A 23920-nucleotide genomic window follows, 5' to 3' on the forward strand; every position below is an offset into this window, starting at 1 on the left:
ATTCTATTTATTTAGGTAAATGAATTGTTCATTCCATTCATCATTATATATTACATTATGAAAAAAACTATAGTTATATTCCTTTTTCTGTTTTCATTGCAACAACTGCAGGCACAAAATATTCAGGGCCGTGTTGCCGATAATATCACCAATCAGCCATTAGTAGGTGCAGTAATTACATTACCAAACGGCCAAAAACTAATTACGGATGATAATGGTAAATTTCAATTACATCAGATAACAAATAATCTTGTTGTTACCGTTAGCAGCTTGGGCTATGAAACCCAACAGGTTACCATAAAACCTGCCAATAAAGAGTTGTTGATTTTATTAACTCCTACTACCGATAATTTAAATAAGGTGCAGGTTACGGGTTGGGCAACGGGTAAACGCGATAACCAATTAACCGAAGCACAATCGGTAGGTGTATTAACATATCACGATTTACAACGTGGCAATGGTTTATTTCCTGAAACCCAAATGAACACTATTCCGGGTGTATTTATGCAAACCAGAGGTATTTCCGGTGGCCAGCGTATCATCATCAGAGGATATGGCAATACCACTAATTTTAATGGCTTAGGCTATCAGTTTTTTTTAAATAATATTCCATTAACCGATGCCACCGGTGTAACCATATTAGATGATATTGATTTTTCTACCATTGGTAGAGTGGAGGTGTTTAAAGGGCCGGAATCCAGTTTGTATGGTTCGGGTATTGCCGGTGTGGTTAAATTGTATTCTATTCAACCCAAACCCAATACCACAAAAATTTTGGAAGAAAATACAGTAGGTAGTTACGGTTTGTATAGAAATAATACACGTATTGAATCGGCAGGCAGTAATTCTGTTTTGTTTTTTAATTACGGCCATCAAACGTCAAATGGTTACCGTAGCCATAGTGCATCAGCAAAAGATTACGCTTCCTTTAAAGGCGATTTTTATGTAGGCGATCAACAAACCATTTCAACCTATTTGTCATATAGCCGTTCTTATGAAGAACTGGCCGGCGAAATTCCAGGTGATACATTATACCGCCGTATCACCTGGAGCGATCCGAAATATGTTAATAACAATGCCCATGTATTAATTGAAAGTTTTAGAGCAGGTATTACAGATGATATTAAAATCAATCAGCACTTCAATAATCAAACCACCGTATTTACTTCAGGATATACATTGGATCAGCCATTTGCCGCAGGCCTTAACTCAAACGCAGTATTAACGTTTGGCGGCAGAACGGGATTTATTTATAATGGAAAGTCGGGTGCAGTGGGCATTCATGGTATTATTGGCGGACAATTTGAGAAAACGCTTTCTTTTAATAAAACCTATAATTTAACCAATGGTATAATGGGTGGCATTAGAGGCGATTTGCAAATACAGGCATCTACCTACAATCTATTTACCGAATGGAAGTTGAATTTGCCTGCTCAAATTATGCTCACAGCAGGAAGCAGTGTTAACTTTATTGAATACAGTATTCGCGATATGCTTACGAACAGTGCCAACCCAACACATGCCGACCAGTCGGGTTACAAACGGTTCACCCCCGTACTAAAACCACGCATTGCAGTTTTAAAAATGTTGAATAAAAACAGTTCGGTATATGTGGATGTAAGTACCGGCTATACACCGCCTACCACCAGTAATGTAGTGATACCGGCTATTGGAAAAGTAAACACAGGCCTGCAACCTGAATTGGGTATTCAATATGAATTGGGTACCAAGGGTAGCTTTTTCAATAATAAATTATCTTATCAAATGGCATTGTTTCAGTTAGATGTAAGCAATAAAATTGTGAATCAGTCGGTAGCTGCTACACAAACCACGCCTTTTTATACTTTTGCAGTAAACGTTGGCAAACAACGAAATAACGGGGTAGAATTGTCGTTAAACTATCTTGCCCTACAAAGTAACCAGGGTTTTTTCCGTTCTGTAAAACCATTTGTAACCTACACGTACTCTAATTTTAAATATGTAGATTTTAAGAGTGATAATAATAACAATGCCAACACCCTTAATTTTTCAGGTAATAAAGTTGCCGGTGTAGCACCTAATTTTTTAAATATTGGGTTGGATGTGGTAACAGCGCCTGGTATTTATTTCAACAGTACGTTTCAATATGTTGATAAAGTGCCTTATACTTTCGATAACTTGAATAATGCAGCAGCTTATCGTTTATTGGGTGCTAAGTTCGGTTATCGCCAAACGCTGCATCAACATTTTGATGTGGATGCGTTTATAGGTGCAGATAATCTGTTGAACAATACTTATTATACCTTTTTATTTTTATCACCTACATTAGCTTCACAAACCGATCCGCACTTTATACCCGGGCCATATACTGCCATATGGTATGGCGGATTAAAACTGGCTTATCATTTTTAAACAATTGATGTATGATTAGAAAAAATATAATTCGATGGCTGCCTGTAATAGTATGGCTGGCCATGTCATGTAAACAAGGTAAACAGGAAGAGATGAATCCTGCCAATGCCAAACGAATTGTTTCTGTTTCAAAACAATTAACAGAAATGATGTTTGCGTTGGGAAAAGGAAAAGATATAGTGGCCTGCGATTTAACCAGTAGTTATCCCAATAGCGCAAAATTATTGCCTAAAGTGGGTTACCATCGTTTGTTGAGTACAGAAGGAATTGTATCCATGCGGCCCGATATTGTAATTTATAGTCAGAATATTGGGCCTGCCACAGTCATTCCACAATTACAACAAGTGGGGGTACGTTGTAAAGAATTTTTTGAATCGAATACTTTGGATAGTGCACAGCTTTTATTAAAAGCATTGGGTACTTATTTTGGGGTATCTGCTGTGGCCGATTCACTCAGTCATCAACTACAACAACAAATGCAGGTAGTATATGCTGCACAAAAGCAATGCGTAGATACACCAAAAGTAATGGTAATTCAATTTGGCCAGGCCAACAATGTTTTCTTTGTGATGAGTGGGAGGAATGGTCCGGCAGATGCCATGATACGTATGGCAGTTGGAAAATCCGCAGTATACCAGGCAAAAGGAGCCACGCAGTTAAGTGCTGAAGCCATTGCTGCGGCCAATCCCGATATTATTATTGTTACTGATTTTGGATTTGATAAATTGGGTGGCATGGAAAGTGTGAAAAAATTACCGGGTGTTGCCTTAACCAATGCAGCCAAAAACAATAAAATATATCGGTTTAATGAACATGATATTGTATATTTTGGTCCGCGAAGCGCTAATAACATTTTATCACTCATGAAAATATTTCATCCCAATATTCATGCAACGCTACCCTAAACTGTACTTTAGTATTTTAATATTGTTATTGGTTGGTACCATCATCATGGCCATTGATTTTGGCGCTGTGCCTATTCATATACATGAAATGTACAGCGCATTACTACATGCAATAAAGAACGATGCTCCTTTAAATATTCATGAAGCTGTATTTCTTGAAATTAGGTTGCCACGTGTATTGCTCTGCGCCATTACAGGCGGTATTTTAGCAGCATCCGGAGTAATGATGCAGGGCTTATTTAGAAACCCAATTGTAGAGCCGGGCTTAATAGGAACCAGTGCCGGTGCTGCTTTTGGTGCTTCTTTTATATTTGTTTTATCAGATATTTTGCCCTTTTGGTTGCAGCGTTTTTCCGGCATACTGCTGGTTCCGGTATTTGCGTTTGTGGGTAGTGTTCTTGCAACGGTACTGGTATATACATTGGCTAAATCGGTTAATCGGGTTTCGGTAACCAATTTGTTATTAATTGGTATTGCTGTGAATGCTATTGCTTTAAGCGGAACCGGATTTTTAAGTTTTATTTCCAGAGATCCGCAGGCAAGAAGCATTACCTTTTGGAACCTCGGCAGTTTTGCCGGCGCATCCTGGCTGCAGATATTGATTACTGCTATTGTTACACTTCCGGTAATGATTCTTTTATTGCGCTATGCCAATCAGTTGAATGCATTGATGTTGGGCGATAAAGAAGCCGGCTATTTGGGCGTACATACAGAGCGTTTAAAATGGCAGATTTTATTGCTCAATACTGCCATGGTTGCTATTGCAACCGCATTTGTTGGTGTAATTGCTTTTGTGGGATTAATTGTACCGCACATGATGCGTTTATTGATAGGTGGAAATAACAGAACTTTATTACCGGCTGCTTTTTTATCTGGCGCAATTTTATTGACGGTAGCTGATATTGCTGCCCGGTTATTGATTGCTCCGGGAGAAATTCCTATTGGTATCATTACTTCATTGGTGGGGGCACCCGTATTCATTATTTTATTGAAACAAACGCAATTGCTGCAAAAAGGAGGGAGCTATGATTGAGGTAAAAAACTTAAGTTATGCCATCCACAATAAGCAATTGTTACAAGATGTAAATCTAACCATTCAAAAAAACAGTTTTACCGTTATTATGGGCGCAAACGGAGCCGGCAAAACAACACTCTTGCAGTTAATGGCCGGAAGTTTAATGCCATCTTCGGGAACAATTGCCATAGATGGTAGTAATATAGCTTCCTTATCGCCAGAGATGCTTGCAAAAAAAAGAGCCGTTTTATCACAACGATATCATTTGCCGTTTACATTAACTGTTCGTGAAGTGGTAATGATGGGTCGTTATCCTTTTTTTAGAAACCAGCCTCATGCTGTTGACGTTGCAATGGTAAATCATGCCATGCAACAAATGCATGTTACACATTTAGCCGATACACTCTATCAAAACTTATCAGGAGGTGAGGCACAAAAAGTACAAATGAGCCGGGTGTTGGCTCAAATTTTAGAAGCCTCTGAAACTCAGGAAAAATATTTGTTTTTAGATGAACCGGTTTCTCAATTAGATATTAAATATCAGTACCAGCTAATGCAAACAGCAAAATCGTTAACACGGCAACATGTAACCGTTGTGGCAGTATTGCACGATATGAATTTGGCTTTACAATTTGCAGATACCCTGCATTTTATGAAAAGTGGTCAGTTGCTATACTCATTACAGCAGCCTGTTGATATTGATGCTGCATTAATAAAAAATATTTTTGATGTGCATGCCATAAAATTGGAACAACAAAATTTAGATCATCCTTTCATTTATTTTCAACCCGAATAAATTTTCTATTTATAAAACAACCCTATTCGTGCAAACCATTGATATATCTGGAACCATTGGCCTTATAGCTACCGCTGTTTTAACTTTGAATATTTTGCTGGGTATGCTGCTTAGTTCAGCATATAAAAAATCTGTTTATTGGAAGTGCGTTCCTGCCTTTATTCAAAAGCTGAATATTACTGATATACATAATTATACCGCCTATTTGGCTTTGTTATTGGTGTTGGTGCATATTGTATTAATACCTATTGATTCTGCTTCTAAATTTTCGTGGTTGCAATTGCTATGGTCATTGAATGCTCAACACCAGCCATATATGGCTTTGTTGGGCAGTTTGTCATTCTATGCACTTATTCTGGTAATTATTACCACCCAAAAAATTATTAAAAATAAAATGAGATTTCGCTTTTGGAAGAATGTACATTTAATTTCATACGGTACTGCCTTGCTGTTTATAATACATGGCATTTGGATGGATCCGGAATTAAAAGACCGGCCTGTCGATTTCTTAGATGCAGAAAAGCTGCTATCAGAAATTTGTGGGTTGGTTCTGATAGCAGCTTCTGTAATCAGGTTTCGCTATTTTATACGAAAACAATGCTGAAATGGTAAAGTTTTATTCTTTGTCTTCTTCCTTTTTAAACAAATCTAATTTTGAGGACTCTACCAAATTACGGAAGGCTTTCCATTTACTGTTGAAGAAGTTATCTGCTTTTTGCAATACCTGGTCTACACTTTCTTCTGCAACCTTATACAGGGTTTCCTCCTGTTCTCCGGGAGCTGCATTTTTATATAATGCCGTAAAGCGGGCATTTGCAATATTGCCATTTACAGTTACCTGAGGTACAGTACCATAACCCTGCTTTTCCTGTGGTTTGCCATTTAAAGTTTCTCTAATGTCTTTAATCGATTGCTCCAATGCTTTCATACTATGCCGTATGCTGTCTCTTCTGCTACTATCTATGTTGGGCAGGTTTGCTTTTATATTGGCCATAATGGAATCTGCATCTGTTAATCGTTCTGTTAACTGGTTTACTTTTACGGTTAGTGAATCTAATCTTGCATTGAAAGCACGTTGTGCTTTTCTTACTTCCGGCGAAGTAGGTGCATTGGGATCATCATTCACCACAACGGTTGCAGAATCTTTTAATTTGCCCCATTGCAATACGACGGTATAGGTTCCGGGATCTACCAGTAAGCCACCGGGTTCAGCACTGCCACCTCCAAAATTTCTTCCTCTTCTGCCACCTGCACTACGGATGCCTTTTCCTTCTAAGCCCCAGAAAAACCGGTTAAAACCCGTATCGGCTTTTACTACTAAATTGCGTACATTGTTGTGCACCGCATCGTATATGTGCACATGCACAGAGTCGGGCGTTTTTGATTTGCCGGTATCGCCGGCGGTTTTTTCGGTAAAGAAACTAATAGAGGCGCCAGGCTTTCTGTTTTCTCCTTCATAAGTACCCCAAATGCTGTACTCAATTCCGGATGGATTTTTTATTTTAGCCTGATATGCGGTGGGTATGGGGAAAGTTATTAATTTTTGCGGAAATGCCTTACCGTTATTTGCGGCTAATTTACGCAATGGCCTTATATCGTCTAAAATCCAGATAGCTCTGCCGAAAGTAGCAATGGCTAAATCGGCTTCTCTTTCCTGAATGGCTAAATCGTAAGTTGAAACGGAAGGGTAATTGTTTTTGAATTGTTGAAAATGATTGCCATTATCAAAGCTTATCCAAAGCCCCTGTTCCGTTCCTACAAAAATTAAATTGGGTTCTACCGGATCCTGAATCATACACAAGGCATATCCCGTTACTTTCTTTTCATCTACTATTCTGGTCCATGTTTTTCCAAAATCTGTGGTTCGGAAAATATAAGGTTTAAAATCGCCCAGGCGGTAGTTGTTACATACTACAAAAGCTTCGCCTGCTTTGTATCTTGAGGCTCTGATTTGCGGTATCCAACTTCCTTCTGGCATTCCCGGAATTTTTCCTCTGAAATTGGTCCAGGTTTTACCGCCATCTTGTGTTAATTGTACATTACCATCATCGGTTCCTACCCAAATTACCCCCCGTTGTACATGTGAAGGTTCAATGCATAAAATGGTACAATAATTTTCTGCTCCGGTAATATCAATCGATAAGCCGCCATTGTTGCTTTGATCTTCTTTGGCGGTATCATTCGTAGTTAAGTCGGGCGATATAATGCTCCATGAAATACCTTTATTGGTGCTTTTATTAACAAACTGGCTACCAAAGTAAATGGTATTATTATCAAATGGGTCTTGCGCTATGGCTGCATTCCAATTAAACCGATGCCGTAGAGTGCTGCCTACATCAGGTGGTTTAATGCGCCATTGTTCGCCGGTAGCTACATTATAACGGCCCAGTTCGCCTTCCTGACTCATGGAATAAACCCAGTTGTAATTATCCGGATCGGGTAGTACATCAAAACCATCACCACCGCCCACTTCGGTCCAATAACTGTTGCGAATACCTGATTTTATCCAAACATAAGCAGGGCCATACCAACTGCCATTGTCTTGTAATCCTCCCATAACATGATAGGGTAATGCATTATCTACATTAATGTGGTAAAACTGCCCAACAGGCAATTTGCTTTCAAACTGCCATGTTTTTCCCTTATCTTTTGTTATGGCCAGCCCACCATCATCGCCATCAATAATCAATGAAGGATTGAAAGGATGAATCCACCAGGCATGGTGATCGGGATGAATGCCACTGTACGGGATCAATATGCGAAAAGTTTTGCCGCCATCTTCACTAACACTCACCATTTGGTTAATGTTGTATAACCGGTTTTCATTCTCCGGGTCAACGCGTATATCCTGAAAATAAAAGGCACGATTGGTAACTACAGCAGGGTCGCTGTTTACCAATTCCCATTTCATGCCACCATCATCCGATTTGTATAAACCATTTTTGGTAGCTTCTACTAATGCATATACACGGCTGGGTAAGCTTCGGCAAATGGTTAAACCAATACGTCCGTAATTGCCATCTGGCAGGCCATCTGCCTTACCTAATTTTTTAAAAGTTTTACCTGCATCGTAGGTTACGTATAATCCACTGCCGGAGCCGCCGCTGGTAAAGCTCCAGGGTGTTCGGTGGTGTTGCCACATGGCAACAAGTAGTTTGTTTGGGTTACTTGGGTCTATCATCATATCTGCCACACCGCTGGAATCGTTGGTATGTAAAATTAATTTCCAGGTTTGTCCGCCATCGGTTGTTTTATACAATCCTCTTTCTCCATGCACACCATAAGGGTTGCCAATGGCGCCTGCATATACAACATCTGGATTATTGGGGTCAATAATAATTCGATGAATATTTTTTGTTTTTTGCAAACCCATGCATTTCCAGGTTTGTCCGCCATCTAAACTTTTATAAATGCCATCTCCCAGGCTAACAGAATTTCTCGGATTGCCTTCGCCGGTGCCTGCCCAAATAACAGAAGGATTGCTTTGCGTAATGGCAATAGCACCAATATTTAAAATAGGTTCCTTGTCAAATATCGGCTTCCATGAAGCGCCGCCGTTTTCGGTTTTCCAAACACCGCCGCTGGCACTACCTGCATAAATAATATTGGGATCGCTCCAAAGCGCATCAATTGCAGTAATACGACCGCTCATACCTGCCGGACCAATTGTGCGGGGTTGTAAATTTTTAAACTGTGTGGCCAGATTGATTTCTTGTGCCTGTGCCGTAAAATAACAGCCTGCAAAAAGCAGAATGCTGAAGTAAAATTTTCTCATGTTGCCTGAATTTTTAGTTGCAGATTGTAAGGTAATAAATTTTTTAAACAGCGGATGAATTTATGGATGAATATGTATAGGTACACCACCGATGGAATTTATTTTGAGTGAATAAGCCTTCATCCGTACCTTTTACCTCCATATTAAGCAAATTAATTGCACTGTTTGTAGTTGAATGAAGCATTGAAATTCAGGGAATGCACATAAAATAGAGATGATTATGTTGAAATATCAAACGGTTTTTTTTCAATTCTAAATAAAAAATTTTATGAAATGGCGCTTTCGTTTTTTGATGGTGGTATTACTTTGTACAATCTTCCAAACCCTTCAGGCACAGGTTTCTGCTGCTTTGTTTCAAGAAATGCAGTGGCGGATGATTGGCCCGCACAGAGGCGGTAGAACAGTAGGCGCAGTGGGTGTGCCACAACAACCCAATGTGTTTTACATAGGTGTAAACAATGGTGGTGTTTGGAAAACAACCGATTATGGCAGAACCTGGTTTCCAATTTTTGATGACCAGCCAACAGGATCAATAGGTGATTTAGCAGTAGCGCCTTCCAATCCAGATATTATATATGTAGGCTCTGGTGAGGGTTTGCAACGGCCCGATTTGTCGGTAGGTAATGGCATGTACAAATCAACCGATGCCGGTAAAACATGGCAGCATCTTGGTTTAACAGATGTGCAGCAAATTGGTGCGGTAGCCATTGATCCCACAAATCCCAATCGGGTATTCGTAGCGGCAATGGGGCATCCGTATGGCCCCAATACAGAGCGTGGCGTATTCAGAACTTTAGATGGGGGTAAAACCTGGGAAAGGGTTTTGTATAAAGATGAAAATACAGGAGCGGTTCAAGTAGCTATTGATCCTAAAAATCCCAATATTATTTTCGCCGATTTATGGGCAGGCCGGCAAGGCCCTTGGGAAAATGGAGAATGGAATGGCCCACAAAGCGGGTTATATAAATCGGTGGATGGAGGTAAAACCTGGACAAAAATTACCCGTGGTTTACCAACGGTTGAACAGGGTTTGGGAAGAATTGGATTTTGCATTGCCCCCAGTAACCCCAAAAGAATGTATGCCACTGTTGATGCAGGTGAATATGGTGGTATGTACAGAAGTGATAATGCAGGAGAAAGTTGGTATAGCATTAGCAACGATGGCCGTTATTGGGGCCGGGGCAGCGATTTTGCAGAAGTAAAAGCCGATCCTCAAAATGAAGACATTGTATACACAGCGAATGTGGTGGTATGGCGTTCGGAAGATGGTGGGCATAGCTGGAAAGATTTTAGAGGGGCACCTGGTGGAGATGATTATCACCGTATTTGGATTAATCCTGATCATTCAAACATTATTTTAATTGCAGCCGATCAGGGTGCAATTATTACCGTAAATGGCGGAGAAACTTTTTCATCCTGGTACAACCAGCCCACTGCACAATTTTATCATGTTAGCACTGATAATGCCTTCCCTTACAATGTGTATGGCGGTCAACAGGAAAGCGGCTCCGTTGGTATTGCATCCAGAGGGAATGACGGGCAAATTACTTTTCGGGAATGGCATCCCGTTGGTGTAGAAGAATATGGTTATGTAGCGGCCGATCCCTTAAACCCGAATATTATTTATGGGGGTAAAATAACCAAATATGATAAGCGTACCGGTCAGGTACAAAACGTTGCACCGGAAGCCATTCGTAGCGGAAAATATCGTTTTATCAGAACCGCTCCGGTTTTATTTTCGCCCGTCAATCCACATACGTTATACTTTGCCGGTAATGTGTTGTTTAAAACCAATAATGGGGGCATGAACTGGCAGGTAATCAGTCCTGATTTAACACGCAGTGAATGGGATATTCCGGCCAGTGTTGGTATCTATACTACGCCTGCTTTAAAAACAATGCCACGAAGGGGTGTTATTTATACAATTGCGCCTTCTTATAAAGACAGCAATACCATTTGGTGTGGTACCGATGATGGTTATATTCAAATAACCCATGATGGGGGAAAAAGTTGGATAAATATTACCCCTGCAGCAATTACATCTTGGAGTAAAATTTCATTAATGGATTGCGGACATTTTGATAATAATACGGTGTATGCTGCGGTAAACCGTATCCGTTGTGATGATTTACACCCACATATTTTTGTTACACACGATGGAGGAAATATCTGGCAAGAAAAAGTAAATGGCCTTCCCGATAATGAACCTATTAATGTAGTGCGGGAAGACCCCAAGGTGAAAGGCCTGTTATTTGCCGGTTCGGAAAATGCGGTCTATGTTTCGTTTGATGATGGTAACCATTGGCAAAGCCTTCGGTTGAATATGCCTGCTACCTCAATTCGCGATTTAGTAATAAAAGATGATGATATAGTAGTTGGTACACATGGCCGCTCGTTTTGGATTTTAGATAATATTACGCCATTGCGGCAAATTGCACAGCAACGCATTTCCGTTAATAATGCCTACTTGTTCAAACCACAAAATGCACTCCGTATTCGTTGGGATATGAATACAGATACCCCATTACCACAGGAAGAACCTGCCGGACAAAATCCACCAGATGGGGCAATCATTGATTATTATTTACCCGATAATGATACCGGTATAGTTAAATTAACCATTAAAGATGTTAACGGCAACATAGTACGGCAATATGCCAGTACTGATACCCCCTATCATATACCTAAAGTAAACATTCCAAAATATTGGATACTACCTCAACAAATATTATCGGCAAAACCGGGTATGCACCGTTTTTTATGGGATGTGCATTATACCCCCTTACCACTTCCTCCTGTTTATCCTATTGCAGCAATTTACGGCAATACAGCACCGTTAGCTACTTCGCCTTGGGTAATGCCCGGAAAATATACCGCTTTATTAGAAGTAAACGGAAAAACAATGCAACAGCAGTTTAATGTTGTTATGGATCCAAGGGTTGCTACTACTTCTGCCGATTTGCAACGCCAGTTTAATTTAGCCAATCAGTGTTATGAAATAAGCAAAACATGTTTAGAGCGGCTACAAATCATTCAGCAAATGATTCAAAATACAGAATCTGCTTCAAAAATAAATTCATTAAATACAATAGCAGGTAATGCTTCAAATGGCAGAAGGGTTATTAGTAATAAGAATAGCTATCATGATATATTACAACAAAGCAGAAATTTAATGAGCATGTTGGAAGAAGCAGATATGCCGCCCACTCATACCATTGGCTTGGCTGTTCAGCAATTAGCCACTAATTTTAAGTCACTGGAAAATCAATGGCAAATAATTATATCTGAATAGTTATATTAAAAATGATTACCCAACTTTTAAAACCAAATAGCATGAGAAAATTGTATGGCTTTTTACCATTGCTGGCAGGTATGTTTTTTGCCACGCAGTTAAGTGCACAAAAAAACGTTAAGAAAAATGTAGTGCAACAGGATAATACCGATTCTGTTTATTTTTCTGCGTTGAAATTCAGAGAAATAGGGCCTTTCAGAGGGGGCAGGAGCGCAGCAGTAACAGGTAGTTTTGCCCATAAAACTACTTTCTATTTTGGTGCTACCGGTGGCGGTGTATGGAAAACAACCGACGGTGGCAGTAACTGGAAAAATATTACCGATAAATATTTTGGTGGAAGTATTGGCGCAGTGGCTGTGGCGCCAAGCGATGAATCCATTTTATATGTGGGTGAAGGCGAAAATTCATTACGTGGCAATGTATCAGAAGGGATGGGTGGTATGTGGCGCAGCGATGATGGCGGACGAAGCTGGAAAAATATTGGCCTGAAAGATGGTAGGCATATCATCCGGATTATTATTGATCCAAAAGATCCGAATACTGTATGGGCTGCTGTAATGGGCCATACATTTGGTCCTAATGAAGAACGGGGCGTATATAAAACTACCAATGGAGGTAAAACCTGGAAACGCGTATTGTATGTCAATAATTTGACTGCCTGTTCTGATTTAGTGATGGAGCCGGGTAACCCCAATGTATTGTATGCAGGTATGTGGCACGTTGAAAGAACACCGTATAGCATGATAAGTGGCGGCGAGGGCAGTGGCTTGTACAAAAGTAAAGATGGTGGAGAAACCTGGGTGAATTTAACCAGCAAAAAAGGATTACCGAAAGGTGTTTGGGGTATTGTTGGCGTTGCAGTAGCACCATCTAATACTGATAAAATTTATGCCATTATTGAAAATGCAAAAGGCGGTCTTTTTGTAAGTAATGATGGTGGGGAAACCTGGAGCTTACAAAGTGGCGATAATAATATTCGCCAACGGGCATGGTATTATTCCAAAGTGTTTATTGATCCTAAAAATGAAAATTTAGTTTATGTATTGAATGTGGAAATGATGCGTAGCCGTGATGGTGGTAAAACTTTTCAGGCAGTGAATACGCCACACAGCGATCACCACGATTTATGGATTGATCCCGAAGATGGCAATCGTATGATTGTTGCAGATGATGGTGGGGCGCAGGTTTCATTCAATGGTGGACAAACCTGGAGTTCACTTATGAACCAGCCTACTGCACAAATTTATCGGGTATCTACCGATAATTCTTTCCCCTACAGAATATTAGGAGCGCAACAAGATAATACTACATTGAGAATTAAAAGCCGAACCAACGGCCCGGGCATTGGAGAAGCAGATTGGCAACCCACGGCAGGTGCTGAAAGCGGTTATGTGGTAGCCGACCCGCTTAATCCCGATATTGTTTACGGAGGTAACTATGGCGGCTATCTTTCCCGTTTAGATCATCGTACCGGCGAAAACAGGGCCATTAATGTATGGCCCGATAATCCCATGGGTTCCGGAGCCGATGTGTTGAAATATCGCTTTCAATGGAATTTTCCTATTTTCTTTTCTCCTACCAATCCTAAAAAATTATATGCCGCAGGTAACCATTTATTTGTAACCGAGAATGAAGGCCGGAGTTGGCAAATGATTAGCCCCGATTTAACTACTAATGATAAATCGAAGCAGGCTTCAAGCGGCGGCCCCATTACCCAGGATAATACCTCGGTTGAATATTATTGTACCATTTTTACTGCTGCAGAGTCGGCTTTAGAACCTGATGTGTTATGGGCAGGAAGCGATGACGGATTAATACATGTAAGTAAGGATGGTGGTAAAAACTGGCAAAATGTTACCCCACCCGATGCCGGTAAATGGATGATGTGGAACTGTGTAGAAACCGATGCTAAACAAAAAGGGAAAGCCTATTTTGCAGGAACCAAATATAAAATGGATGATTATACGCCTTATTTGTATAAAACGGAAGATTATGGTAAAACCTGGAAACGCATCACCAATGGCATACCGTTAAATTATTTTACTCGTTGCATTCGCACCGATAAACAAAGGCCGGGTTTATTATATGCAGGTACTGAATATGGTTTGTTTATTAGTTATAACGATGGTGAAAGCTGGCACCCTTTTCAACTAAATTTACCCAAAGTTCCGGTTACTGATTTAACGATTAAAGACAATGATTTAATTGTGGCTACACAAGGCCGTGGTTTTTGGGTATTAGATGATTTGGGTTTGTTGCAACAAAAAGATGCAGCTGCATTACAACAACCGATACATGTATTTTCTGTTTCAGACGCTTATCGTTATGCAAGTGGCGGCCGGTTTAGAAGAAGTTTTACTACCCACAACAGCAATATAGGAGCAAATCCACCTAACGGCGTGGTATTTAGGTATTATCTTAAAAATGCCTCTGATACTTCAAAGGTAACTATTACCATTTTTGATAAACAGGGCAAACCCATTGAAACCTATGGTACCAAAAAATTACCGGTTGAAGTAAATGAGGGTATGAATGAATTTGTATGGGATATGAATTATCCCGGCGGTAAAAAAATTGATAACATGATTTTATGGAATGGTACCATTGGTAATGTAAAAGCTGCGCCGGGAAGATATACCGCGAAATTTAAATTCCTGAAAGATTCAGTGGAAGTGCCTTTTACTATTAAGGGGATACCCGATCAGCACATGAGTCAGGAAGATTATGATGCACAGGTAAACTTTTTATTGCAGATAAAAGATAAGTTTAATGAAGTGCAAATGGCAATAGTACATGTTCGTGAATTACGTGAACAAATAAATGGGTTTGTTGAAAGATTAGATACCGCAAAATCAAAATCTTTAAAAACGGTTACTGACAGCATCAATAAAAGGCTAACAAAAATTGAAGAAGCATTGTATCAAACCAAAGCGAAAAGCAGTCAGGATGTGTTAAATTACCCTATTCGCATTAATGATAAACTGGCCGGTTTGTTTAATGTGGTTGCCAGCGGATACACTGCGCCGAGCCAACAATCGAAAGAAGTGTATGCCGATTTAAGAGTACAGGCCGATCAACAGTTACTATTATTAGATGATATTTTGAAAAAAGATATACCTGCATTAAATGCGTTGATTAATAAAGAACAGTTGCCGGTAATAGGAATTAAAGAAAATGATTCATATCTGCAGTAGCAGATGGTGCATGAATAGTTGCCACACATGCCTTACTTTTATTAAGGGATGTGTGGTTTTTTGTGATGATTTATGATGAAATGTTGATGGGATACGGGATGGAAGCGGTAGCCCGCAACGCAGTGAGGACAACAAGCGAACAGCCCGAACAGTAGCCGAGTAGGCATTTCAGTTTAAAGCCCCCTCATTCTAAAACAAGAGATAAAGCGACAATCAGAAAACTTTAATTTTACAGTATTATTGAGTCACCAATTGAAACTAAAATGAACCAGCACTTAGCAGCTTTATCAGGGCAACTAACCGGCGAATTGTACTATGATACCACTATGCGTACTTTGTATGCTACCGATGCATCGGCCTATCGTGAAATGCCTTTGGCTGTCGCTATTCCCAAAAATGTAGCGGATATCAAAAAACTAATTGCATTTTCTTTGCAACACAACACTTCATTAATACCTCGTACCGCAGGCACATCGTTGGCGGGCCAGGTAGTTGGCAATGGTATTGTTGTAGATGTATCTAAATACTTTACAAAAATAATTGAAGTAAATGCTACTGAAAAATGGGTACGTGTTCAGCCAGGTGTTATTAGAGATGATTTAAATGTGTTTTTGAAGCCTTATGGATTGTTGTTTGGTCCTGAAACATCTACCGCAAATCGTGCCATGATTGGAGGAATGGTGGGCAACAACTCTTGTGGCTCTAATTCTGTGGTGTACAGAAGTACAAGAGAACATGTTATTGAAATAAAAGCTATTTTAAGCGATGGAACCGAGGCTGTGTTTGGTGAAACAGATATCGATAATTTTCACGCAAAATGCGAATTAAATACTTTAGAAGGAGCCATTTATAAAAATATTCGGCATTTATTGAGTAATGTTGATAATAGGATAGAGATAGAAAAAGAATTTCCTAAAAAATCTGTTGAACGGCGAAATACCGGTTATGCCATTGATTTGTTGATGCAAACTGCGCCATTTATGGCAGGCGGTCCAGATTTTAATTTTTGTACCCTCATTGCCGGCTCAGAAGGCACGCTGGCATTTATAACCGAAATTAAATTAAATCTGGTACCATTACCTCCTAAAGAAACAGGTTTGTTGTGTGTGCACTTTAATACCATTCATGAATCATTATTAGCGAATTTAATTGCTTTGCAATTTGGCCCTACTGCCAGTGAACTGATTGACCATTATATTTTAGAGTGCACCAAAGGCAATATTGAGCAGCAAAAAAACCGCTTTTTTGTGCAGGGCGATCCTGGTGCTATATTGGTAGTTGAATTTAAAAAAGATACTCGCGAAGCAATAATGGCCATTGCAAAAGAAGTAGAACTGGCTATGCGTGAAAAGGGTTTGGGCTATCATTTTCCTTTGTTGTTTGGAAATGACACTAAAAAAATATGGAACCTGCGAAAAGCCGGATTGGGGTTATTAGGTAATATGCCTGGCGATAATAAAGCCGTTCCCGTTATTGAAGATACTGCGGTTGATGTAAATGATTTACCTGTATATATTGAGGAGTTTAATGCCATATTGAAGAAGTACGATTTATATGCCGTGCACTATGCCCATGCAGGCTCTGGCGAATTGCACCTGCGGCCCATTATTAATTTAAAAACGGAAGAAGGGAATGCTTTGTTTAGAATCATTGCAACAGAAGTAGCTGCATTGGTAAAAAAATACAATGGCTCTTTAAGTGGCGAACATGGCGATGGTAGATTACGCGGCGAATTTATTCCGCAAATGATTGGTGCAAAAAATTATACGTTACTGCAGCAAATAAAAAATAGTTGGGATCCGCACCATATTTTCAACCCGGGAAAAATTGTAGATACTCCCCCTATGAACAGTATGTTGCGGTACACGCCGGGGCAAAAAGATCCGAATGTTGCAACGGTATTTCGTTGGAATAACCAAACCATTTTACAACATGCCGAACAATGCAATGGTTCAGGAGATTGTAGAAAAACACACTTATCTGGCGGAACCATGTGCCCTTCTTTTATGGCTACCCGTAATGAAAAAGATACTACCCGTGCCAGAGCTAATATATTACGTGAGTTTTTAACCCACTCAACTGCAATAAATAAGTTTAACCACAAAGAAATCTATGAAGTAATGGATTTGTGTTTAAGCTGCAAAGGGTGCAAATCTGAGTGCCCATCGAATGTTGATGTGGCTAAACTTAAAGCAGAGTTTTTACAGCAATATTATAATGCAAATGGGGTTCCGTTAAGATCTAAATTAATTGCCCATTTTAATACTATAGCAAAATTAGGTTCTGTTTGGCCTGGTTTGTATAATGCATTAGTTACAAATGCATTTACCGGAAGCCTTATTAAGAAAATGGCAGGTTTTGCAACAAAACGCTCCATGCCTAAACTTTCTTCAATTACCGTGCAGCAATGGATGAATAAACGAAAAAAACAATTATTTGCTGGGAACAATCAAAAAATTGTGTATTTATTTTGCGATGAATTTACCAATTATAATGATGCTGAAATTGGTATTGCTGCAATTCAATTATTAGAAAAGTTGGGCTATACAGTTTTAATACCCAAGCATGTGGAAAGTGGAAGGGCAATGTTATCAAAAGGCTTGTTGCTTGAAGCAAAAAAAATTGCACATCAAAATATTGATTTATTAAGTGCTGTTGTAACAAATGATACACCTTTAATTGGTGTTGAGCCTTCTGCCATATTAACGTTTAGAGATGAATATATTGACTTGGTGGATGATGCCCATTGGGAAGCCGCTAAACAATTGGCTAAAAATGTTTGGTATATCGATGAATTTTTAGCTCGAGAAATTAGAAATGGCAATATCTCTTCCGCATCTTTTACGAAGGAGCAAAAAAATATTCAATTGCACGGCCACTGCCAGCAAAAAGCATTAACTAATTTGAATGATTCTGTTCAGGTGCTTTCTCTTCCTGAAAATTATACGGTGAATACGATTCCATCCGGTTGCTGCGGTATGGCCGGCTCGTTTGGATATGAAAAAGAACATTATGATTTATCCATGCAAATTGGTAGTTTGGTTTTATTTCCTGCAGTTGAAAAAGCAGATACGATTACTGAAATTGCTGCTCCCGGTACCAGTTGCAGACACCAGATAAAAGATGGAACCGGTAAAAAAGCCAAACATACCGTTGAAATTTTATTGGAAGCATTGGTTTAAATAATGATTGTAATGAACTGCCAAACGTATTTTTTATGAGTATACAACATGCCTATAATCAATGGGCAGAACAATATGATTTCAACGATAATAAAACCCGCGATGCCGAAGCAGAGGTTCTGCGTAAATTGTTAAGCCCAATTACATTTAATGCCTGTTTAGAAATTGGTTGCGGTACAGGTAAAAATACGCAATGGTTGTACACAAAAGCATCTACGTTAATGGGTGTTGATTTTTCAGAAGCTATGTTACAACAAGCCCGAAATAAAATACAAGATCCCAATGTACAGTTTGTACAAGCGAATATTTTAGAACCTTGGTATTTTGTACAGCAGACGGTTGATATAGTTGTGTTCAGCCTGATATTAGAACATATTGAAGATATAGCTGCCATTTTTAAAAAAGCTGCCAATACTTTACAACCCGGTGGATATGTGTATGTGGGCGAATTACATCCCTTTAAACAATATACAGGTTCAAAAGCAAGATATATCAATGAGGATGGTTTGCAAGTGTTAACTTGTTATGTGCATCATGTTGCTGATTTTATCAATGCAGGTATTTCATGTGGTTTTGAAGTGAAACAAGCGTATGAATATTTTGATGAAGGAGATGCGAATACTGTTCCCCGTATTCTCGCTATTTTATTTCAACTCAAATAAAAACAGAATAAAAATCATACGCTATTGTTATAAAGCGATAAAAATACCATACCGCCTTTTATTTTAACCATTGATAACAATGGCGTATCATTAAAAATTAGACAATGGTAACTTTCCTACATGAATTTAATCGGCAATATTATCTGGCTCATTTTTGGTGGCTTTTTGGCTGCTTTAGGCTATTTTTTGGGCGGCATTGTATTATGTGTTACCATCATCGGTATTCCTTGGGGTTTGCAATGTTTTAAAATTGCAGGTATAGTATTGGCCCCATTTGGGAAAAAGGTGGTTAGCAATTCCGCCCATCAGGGCTGCTTTTCGGTTTTCTGTAATATAATATGGTTGCTTTCAGGTGGTCTGGTAACTTGTATCATGCATGTTGTAATAGGCGCTTTATTGTTTGTAACCATTGTTGGAATTCCCTGGGGTAGGCAGCATTTTAAATTAGTGGAATTATCATTAATGCCTTTTGGGAAAAAAATAGTAGATGCTTAAAAAACAGGGTAAGCAGTGATCTGGTAATGGCTAATTGTTGAATGTCAAAAATTCTTCTGTTTTTTTGTTGCATCTGCATTATCAGTCTATTTTGTTCTAATTTGCTGTTTGAATCATTTCATTTGTTCAGCAAATTGGTAAAATCATGTTTTCGTACTTCCGTTCTTTTGGTATTTGTATTATTTTGCTTGTATTGCTTGCTATACTTCCTGTGCCATCAAAATCGCAACAACATCTAAATATTGATGAGGGTTGGAAATTCCACTTTGGTAATGCAGCAGACCCATCTAAAGATTTTAATTATGGCGTAGCCAATATTTTTGCTAAAACAGGTGGCGCTTATGGTACTGCTATTGATCCTAAGTTTAAAGATAGTGCCTGGCGTTCTCTCAACCTTCCCCACGATTGGGCTGTGGAGTTGCCTTTTGCACAGGTTGATAATTTTGATGTAGAATCGCACGGGTATAAACCAGTAGGTGGATTATTTCCGGCCACCAGTATTGGCTGGTATCGCAAACATTTTACGGTATTGGCTGCCGACTCAGGCATGCGTTTTCAATTGCAATTGGATGGTATTTTTCGCAAAGCCAGTATTTGGGTGAATGGCATTTTCGTGGGCACCAATATGAGTGGGTATGTTGGTGTTGATTATGATATCTCTGATTTCTTAAAATTTAATGCTGACAATGTTATTGTAGTACGGGTTGATGCAACACAATATGAAGGCTGGTTTTATGAAGGTGCCGGTATTTACAGGCATGTTTGGCTCAATAAAATGAATCCGCTTCATTTTGCTGCCAATGGTGTTTACATACATTCGGCAGTAGCAGCAAATAAAGCAATCGTTTTTGTAAATGCCACCATCAGCAATGAAACTATGGCGCAAAAAAATGCCGTAGTATATACCTATTTATCAGAACGAAATGGAAAACTGGTGGCACTGTCGGCTAAACAAACCATTTCTATTACGGCGGGTGGCACTTCTGTAATACAGCAATACATTCCCGTTATACATCCGCATTTGTGGTCTATTGATGATCCGTATTTATACCGGGTAACCACAATCATTCAATCCGGCAATGTAATGATCGATTCTGTTACATATCGTGTTGGTATAAGAACGATTCGTTTTGATGCGGAAAAAGGATTTTTTCTCAATGGTGTTAATATTAAAATTCATGGAACCAATAACCATCAAGATCATGCCGGCTTAGGCAGTGCACTGCCCGATGCCATGCAATATTATCGTATCCGTTTATTGAAAGATATGGGCACTAATGCATACAGAACCAGTCACAATGCACCAACCCCCGAATTGTTAGATGCTTGTGATAGCTTGGGAATGTTGGTATTGGATGAACAACGTTTACTCAATAGCAGCCCGGAATATATGCATCAGTTTGAAACGTTGATAAAAAGAGACCGTAACCATCCTTCGGTTTTCCTATGGTCAATCGGGAATGAAGAAGGCTGGATTCAAACTACCGATGTTGGTAAACGCATGGCATCTACATTATTGGCAAAACAAAAAGCACTTGATCCTTCCAGAACCAGTACTTATGCCGCCGATTTGGGCAATGTATTTCATGGTGTAGATGAAGTAATTCCTATCCGGGGATTTAATTATCGCCAATTTGCTGTGGCCGATTATCATAAAGACCATCCTACACAACCTGTTATTGGTACTGAAATGGGTAGTACCGTTACCACAAGAGGTGAATATGCTGTTGATAGTATTAGGGGTTATTTACCCGATGAAGATATCACAGCACCTTGGTGGGCAAGTACAGCAGAAACCTGGTGGAAGCTGGCAGCCGAAGCACCTTATTGGATGGGCGGATTTGTTTGGACCGGATTCGATTATCGGGGAGAGCCTACTCCTTTCCGTTGGCCCAATATTAATTCGCATTTTGGGGTAATGGATGTGTGCGGCTTTCCTAAAAACATTTATTACTATTATCAAAGCTGGTGGACTGATAAAGATGTATTGCATATTGCACCACATTGGAACTGGATGGGCAAAACAGGAACGCCTATTGATGTGTGGGTATATTCAAATGCTGATGATGTAGAGTTGTTTTTAAATGGTAAAAGCCTTGGCAAAAAAACAATGCCGCGCAATGGGCATTTACAATGGTCGGTACCCTATCACCCGGGTACCTTATCTGCTATTGCTCATAAAGCAGGCAGGGTTTTAAAAACAGCCATTGAAACTACAGGTGTACCTGCCGAAGTAGTGCTATCGCCTTCTTCAACAACTATTTTGGCCGATGGTAAATCCGTGGCCGTTATGAATGTTTCATTAGTAGATAAAGAAGGAAGAGAAGTGCCCAATACCGATAATATGATTCGTTTTTCTGTTACCGGTGATGCCAAGATTATTGGTGTTGGAAATGGCGATCCCAGCAGTCATGAACCTGATCAATGTATGGATGGTGCCTGGCAACGTAGTGCCTTTAATGGAAAGTGTCAGTTTATTGTACAGGCCGGGAAAGTACCCGGAATGATAAAAGTAGAAGCAACAGCTGCTGGTTTATGGCCGGGTTCTACTGAAATAATAACGGTTCCACCAACAAGCTTACAAAATAACCACATTGATCCAAAATATACTTTATCTGCTACGGAAAGCCAACCACGTAATTCGGGTAAAATGATTGGTGCCGATATTTCTTTTCTTCCACAGTTAGACGCTGCCGGTAAAAAATTTTACGATGGTAATACTGAAAAAGATGCCATACAAATTTTAAAAGATCATGGTTTCAATTATATCCGATTACGCATTTTTAATGACCCAGCAACCGATAGTGGTTATGCTCCCGGAAAAGGGTTTTGCGATTTAGCTTATACTTTGCAAATGGCTCAACGCATTAAGGCCGCAGGCATGCAATGGCTACTCGATTTTCATTACAGCGATACCTGGGCCGATCCCGGTAAACAATTTATGCCTGCAGCCTGGCGCCATTTGAATTTTCAGGAATTGAAAGCTGCTGTGTATCAATATACCCGGCAAGTGTTACTGGCTTTAAAAAAACAGGGCACACTACCCAATATGGTTCAGGTAGGTAATGAAATTAATCATGGTATACTTTGGCCGGCGGGCAGTATACAACACCCGGATAGTTTGGCACAATTGCTCAATGCAGGAATTGCAGCGGTAAAGTCGATTGACCCTGAAATGTTAATAATGCTACATATTGCTTTGGGCGGACAAAATGATGAATCAGTTTTCTTTCTCAATAATATGTTGGCCCGAGGGGTTCATTTTGATGTAATTGGATTGTCATATTATCCTAAATGGCATGGCAGTTTAGATGATTTAAGGAATAATTTAACCGATTTGGTACAGCGGTATGGAAAAGATGTTGTGGTAGTAGAATATTCTGCCCGAAAAGAAGCGGTGAACAATATTGTGTTCCATTTACCTAATGGAAAAGGGAAAGGTACTTTTATTTGGGAACCATTGAATACCTGGGAAGCTTTGTTTGATAAGGAAGGTCACTCCAATCAATATTTACTTTTGTATGATACATTGCACAATTTGTATTTAATGAAGCATTAAAAAAGTGTGCAATAACTTTTTTTTGAAATAAATGTTGCTTAATTCATCATCAATTACATGAACCAATCACTCTGGATATTAATGATTGCATGGCTGCTCTTTGCCACCATACATAGTCTTACTGCGTCATTGCAGTTTAAGCGTATCATGCAAAAGTGCATGAGACAATGGTTTCCATATTATCGCCTGTTGTATGCGCTGTTTGCATTATTCAGTATGAGTGGTATTTTGTATTATCAGTTTCATATACCTGCTAAACCTATTGCATTGCATCAATACATACGTTATACTTTTGGAATGTTAATGGGTGTTGCAGGCTTGACGTTAATGAGCATCACCATCCGTAAATATTTTTTTTATCTCAGTGGTATTGATGTGTTTTGGAAGAAAAAAAAGGAAGCACATTTAGATACTACGGGTATTCATCAATTTGTACGCCATCCCTTGTACTTAGGAACACTCTTGTTTGTTTGGGCATGGTTTCTGTTTTCACCATTGGTAACTAACTTAATCACTTGTATCATGATTAGCTTGTATATTTGGATTGGAATGTATTTTGAAGAAAAAAAATTAGTACAGGAATTTGGTGCTGAATATATTTCCTATCAGCAACGTGTTCCCATGATTATCCCCTTTTTATAAAAACAATTTTCC

General features: G+C 39.3%; 13 protein-coding genes. 12 read left to right on the forward strand and 1 reads right to left on the reverse strand.

Annotated elements, in window-relative coordinates; all coding sequences use genetic code 11:
- Positions 1–57: 57 nt before the first annotated feature.
- Genes JK139_RS08625 through JK139_RS08645 form a run of 5 tightly spaced genes read left to right on the forward strand, consistent with a single transcriptional unit; the run spans position 58 to position 5711 of the window.
- Entirely contained in the window at positions 58–2391 is a 2334-nt protein-coding gene (locus tag JK139_RS08625; protein WP_218331085.1) for a TonB-dependent receptor, read from the forward strand.
- 11 nt (positions 2392–2402) lie between these two features.
- Positions 2403–3296: a heme/hemin ABC transporter substrate-binding protein gene (locus JK139_RS08630; protein WP_218331086.1), complete on the forward strand. Its 894-nt coding sequence runs from the start codon at positions 2403–2405 to the stop codon at positions 3294–3296.
- Positions 3280–4329: a FecCD family ABC transporter permease gene (locus JK139_RS08635; RefSeq protein ID WP_081298662.1), complete on the forward strand. Its 1050-nt coding sequence runs from the start codon at positions 3280–3282 to the stop codon at positions 4327–4329. Before JK139_RS08630 ends, JK139_RS08635 begins: the two co-directional genes overlap by 17 nt.
- Complete coding sequence (locus JK139_RS08640) at positions 4322–5107, forward strand: ATP-binding cassette domain-containing protein (protein WP_074419343.1); 786 nt, start codon at positions 4322–4324, stop codon at positions 5105–5107. The genes JK139_RS08635 and JK139_RS08640 overlap by 8 nt, the downstream gene beginning before the upstream one ends.
- A 28-nt stretch (positions 5108–5135) precedes the next feature.
- Positions 5136–5711 carry a ferric reductase-like transmembrane domain-containing protein gene (locus JK139_RS08645; RefSeq protein ID WP_074419344.1) on the forward strand — a complete coding sequence of 192 codons (576 nt, stop codon included), beginning with the start codon at positions 5136–5138 and terminating at the stop codon, positions 5709–5711.
- A 12-nt stretch (positions 5712–5723) separates the two neighbouring features.
- Here the strand turns inward: JK139_RS08645 and JK139_RS08650 are convergent, their stop codons facing one another.
- The gene (locus tag JK139_RS08650; RefSeq protein ID WP_074419345.1) at positions 5724–8882 is read right to left on the reverse strand and encodes a WD40/YVTN/BNR-like repeat-containing protein; all 3159 of its coding nucleotides are present in this window, start codon (positions 8880–8882) and stop codon (positions 5724–5726) included.
- Between the two features lie 268 nt (positions 8883–9150).
- On the opposite strand from JK139_RS08650, the gene JK139_RS08655 reads away from it, so the two are divergent.
- From JK139_RS08655 to JK139_RS08685, 7 genes are all read left to right on the forward strand, one after another.
- Positions 9151–12174, forward strand: coding sequence for a VPS10 domain-containing protein (locus JK139_RS08655; RefSeq protein WP_074419346.1), 3024 nt, complete (start codon positions 9151–9153; stop codon positions 12172–12174).
- Between the two features lie 41 nt (positions 12175–12215).
- The gene (locus JK139_RS08660; protein ID WP_218331087.1) at positions 12216–15368 is read left to right on the forward strand and encodes a WD40/YVTN/BNR-like repeat-containing protein; all 3153 of its coding nucleotides are present in this window, start codon (positions 12216–12218) and stop codon (positions 15366–15368) included.
- Positions 15369–15631: 263 nt separating this feature from the next.
- Entirely contained in the window at positions 15632–18550 is a 2919-nt protein-coding gene (locus tag JK139_RS08665) for an FAD-binding and (Fe-S)-binding domain-containing protein (protein WP_074419508.1), read from the forward strand.
- Positions 18551–18585: 35 nt separating this feature from the next.
- On the forward strand, positions 18586–19212 hold the full coding sequence (locus JK139_RS08670) for a class I SAM-dependent methyltransferase (RefSeq protein WP_074419509.1): 627 nt from the start codon (positions 18586–18588) through the stop codon (positions 19210–19212).
- Between the two features lie 120 nt (positions 19213–19332).
- The gene (locus JK139_RS08675) at positions 19333–19707 is read left to right on the forward strand and encodes a YccF domain-containing protein (RefSeq protein ID WP_074419510.1); all 375 of its coding nucleotides are present in this window, start codon (positions 19333–19335) and stop codon (positions 19705–19707) included.
- 145 nt (positions 19708–19852) lie between these two features.
- Complete coding sequence (galA, locus tag JK139_RS08680; protein ID WP_218331088.1) at positions 19853–23266, forward strand: beta-galactosidase GalA; 3414 nt, start codon at positions 19853–19855, stop codon at positions 23264–23266.
- A 57-nt stretch (positions 23267–23323) separates the two neighbouring features.
- The gene (locus JK139_RS08685) at positions 23324–23908 is read left to right on the forward strand and encodes a methyltransferase family protein (RefSeq protein ID WP_074418559.1); all 585 of its coding nucleotides are present in this window, start codon (positions 23324–23326) and stop codon (positions 23906–23908) included.
- Positions 23909–23920 lie beyond the last annotated feature (12 nt).

This window comes from Hydrotalea lipotrueae, from assembly GCF_019249625.1.
In the GTDB taxonomy this organism is placed as follows: Bacteria; Bacteroidota; Bacteroidia; order Chitinophagales; family Chitinophagaceae; genus Hydrotalea; species Hydrotalea flava.

What these genes read in the sequence shown, in the direction of transcription:
- JK139_RS08625 (WP_218331085.1), top strand. Translation starts at nt 58, where the DNA reads ATGAAAAAAACTATAGTTATATTCCTTTTTCTGTTTTCATTGCAACAA.
- JK139_RS08630 (WP_218331086.1), top strand. Translation starts at nt 2,403, where the DNA reads ATGATTAGAAAAAATATAATTCGATGGCTGCCTGTAATAGTATGGCTG.
- JK139_RS08635 (WP_081298662.1), top strand. Translation starts at nt 3,280, where the DNA reads ATGCAACGCTACCCTAAACTGTACTTTAGTATTTTAATATTGTTATTG.
- JK139_RS08640 (WP_074419343.1), top strand. Translation starts at nt 4,322, where the DNA reads ATGATTGAGGTAAAAAACTTAAGTTATGCCATCCACAATAAGCAATTG.
- JK139_RS08650 (WP_074419345.1), bottom strand. Translation starts at nt 8,882, where the DNA reads ATGAGAAAATTTTACTTCAGCATTCTGCTTTTTGCAGGCTGTTATTTT.
- JK139_RS08655 (WP_074419346.1), top strand. Translation starts at nt 9,151, where the DNA reads ATGAAATGGCGCTTTCGTTTTTTGATGGTGGTATTACTTTGTACAATC.
- JK139_RS08660 (WP_218331087.1), top strand. Translation starts at nt 12,216, where the DNA reads ATGAGAAAATTGTATGGCTTTTTACCATTGCTGGCAGGTATGTTTTTT.
- JK139_RS08665 (WP_074419508.1), top strand. Translation starts at nt 15,632, where the DNA reads ATGAACCAGCACTTAGCAGCTTTATCAGGGCAACTAACCGGCGAATTG.
- JK139_RS08670 (WP_074419509.1), top strand. Translation starts at nt 18,586, where the DNA reads ATGAGTATACAACATGCCTATAATCAATGGGCAGAACAATATGATTTC.
- JK139_RS08675 (WP_074419510.1), top strand. Translation starts at nt 19,333, where the DNA reads ATGAATTTAATCGGCAATATTATCTGGCTCATTTTTGGTGGCTTTTTG.
- galA (WP_218331088.1), top strand. Translation starts at nt 19,853, where the DNA reads ATGTTTTCGTACTTCCGTTCTTTTGGTATTTGTATTATTTTGCTTGTA.
- JK139_RS08685 (WP_074418559.1), top strand. Translation starts at nt 23,324, where the DNA reads ATGAACCAATCACTCTGGATATTAATGATTGCATGGCTGCTCTTTGCC.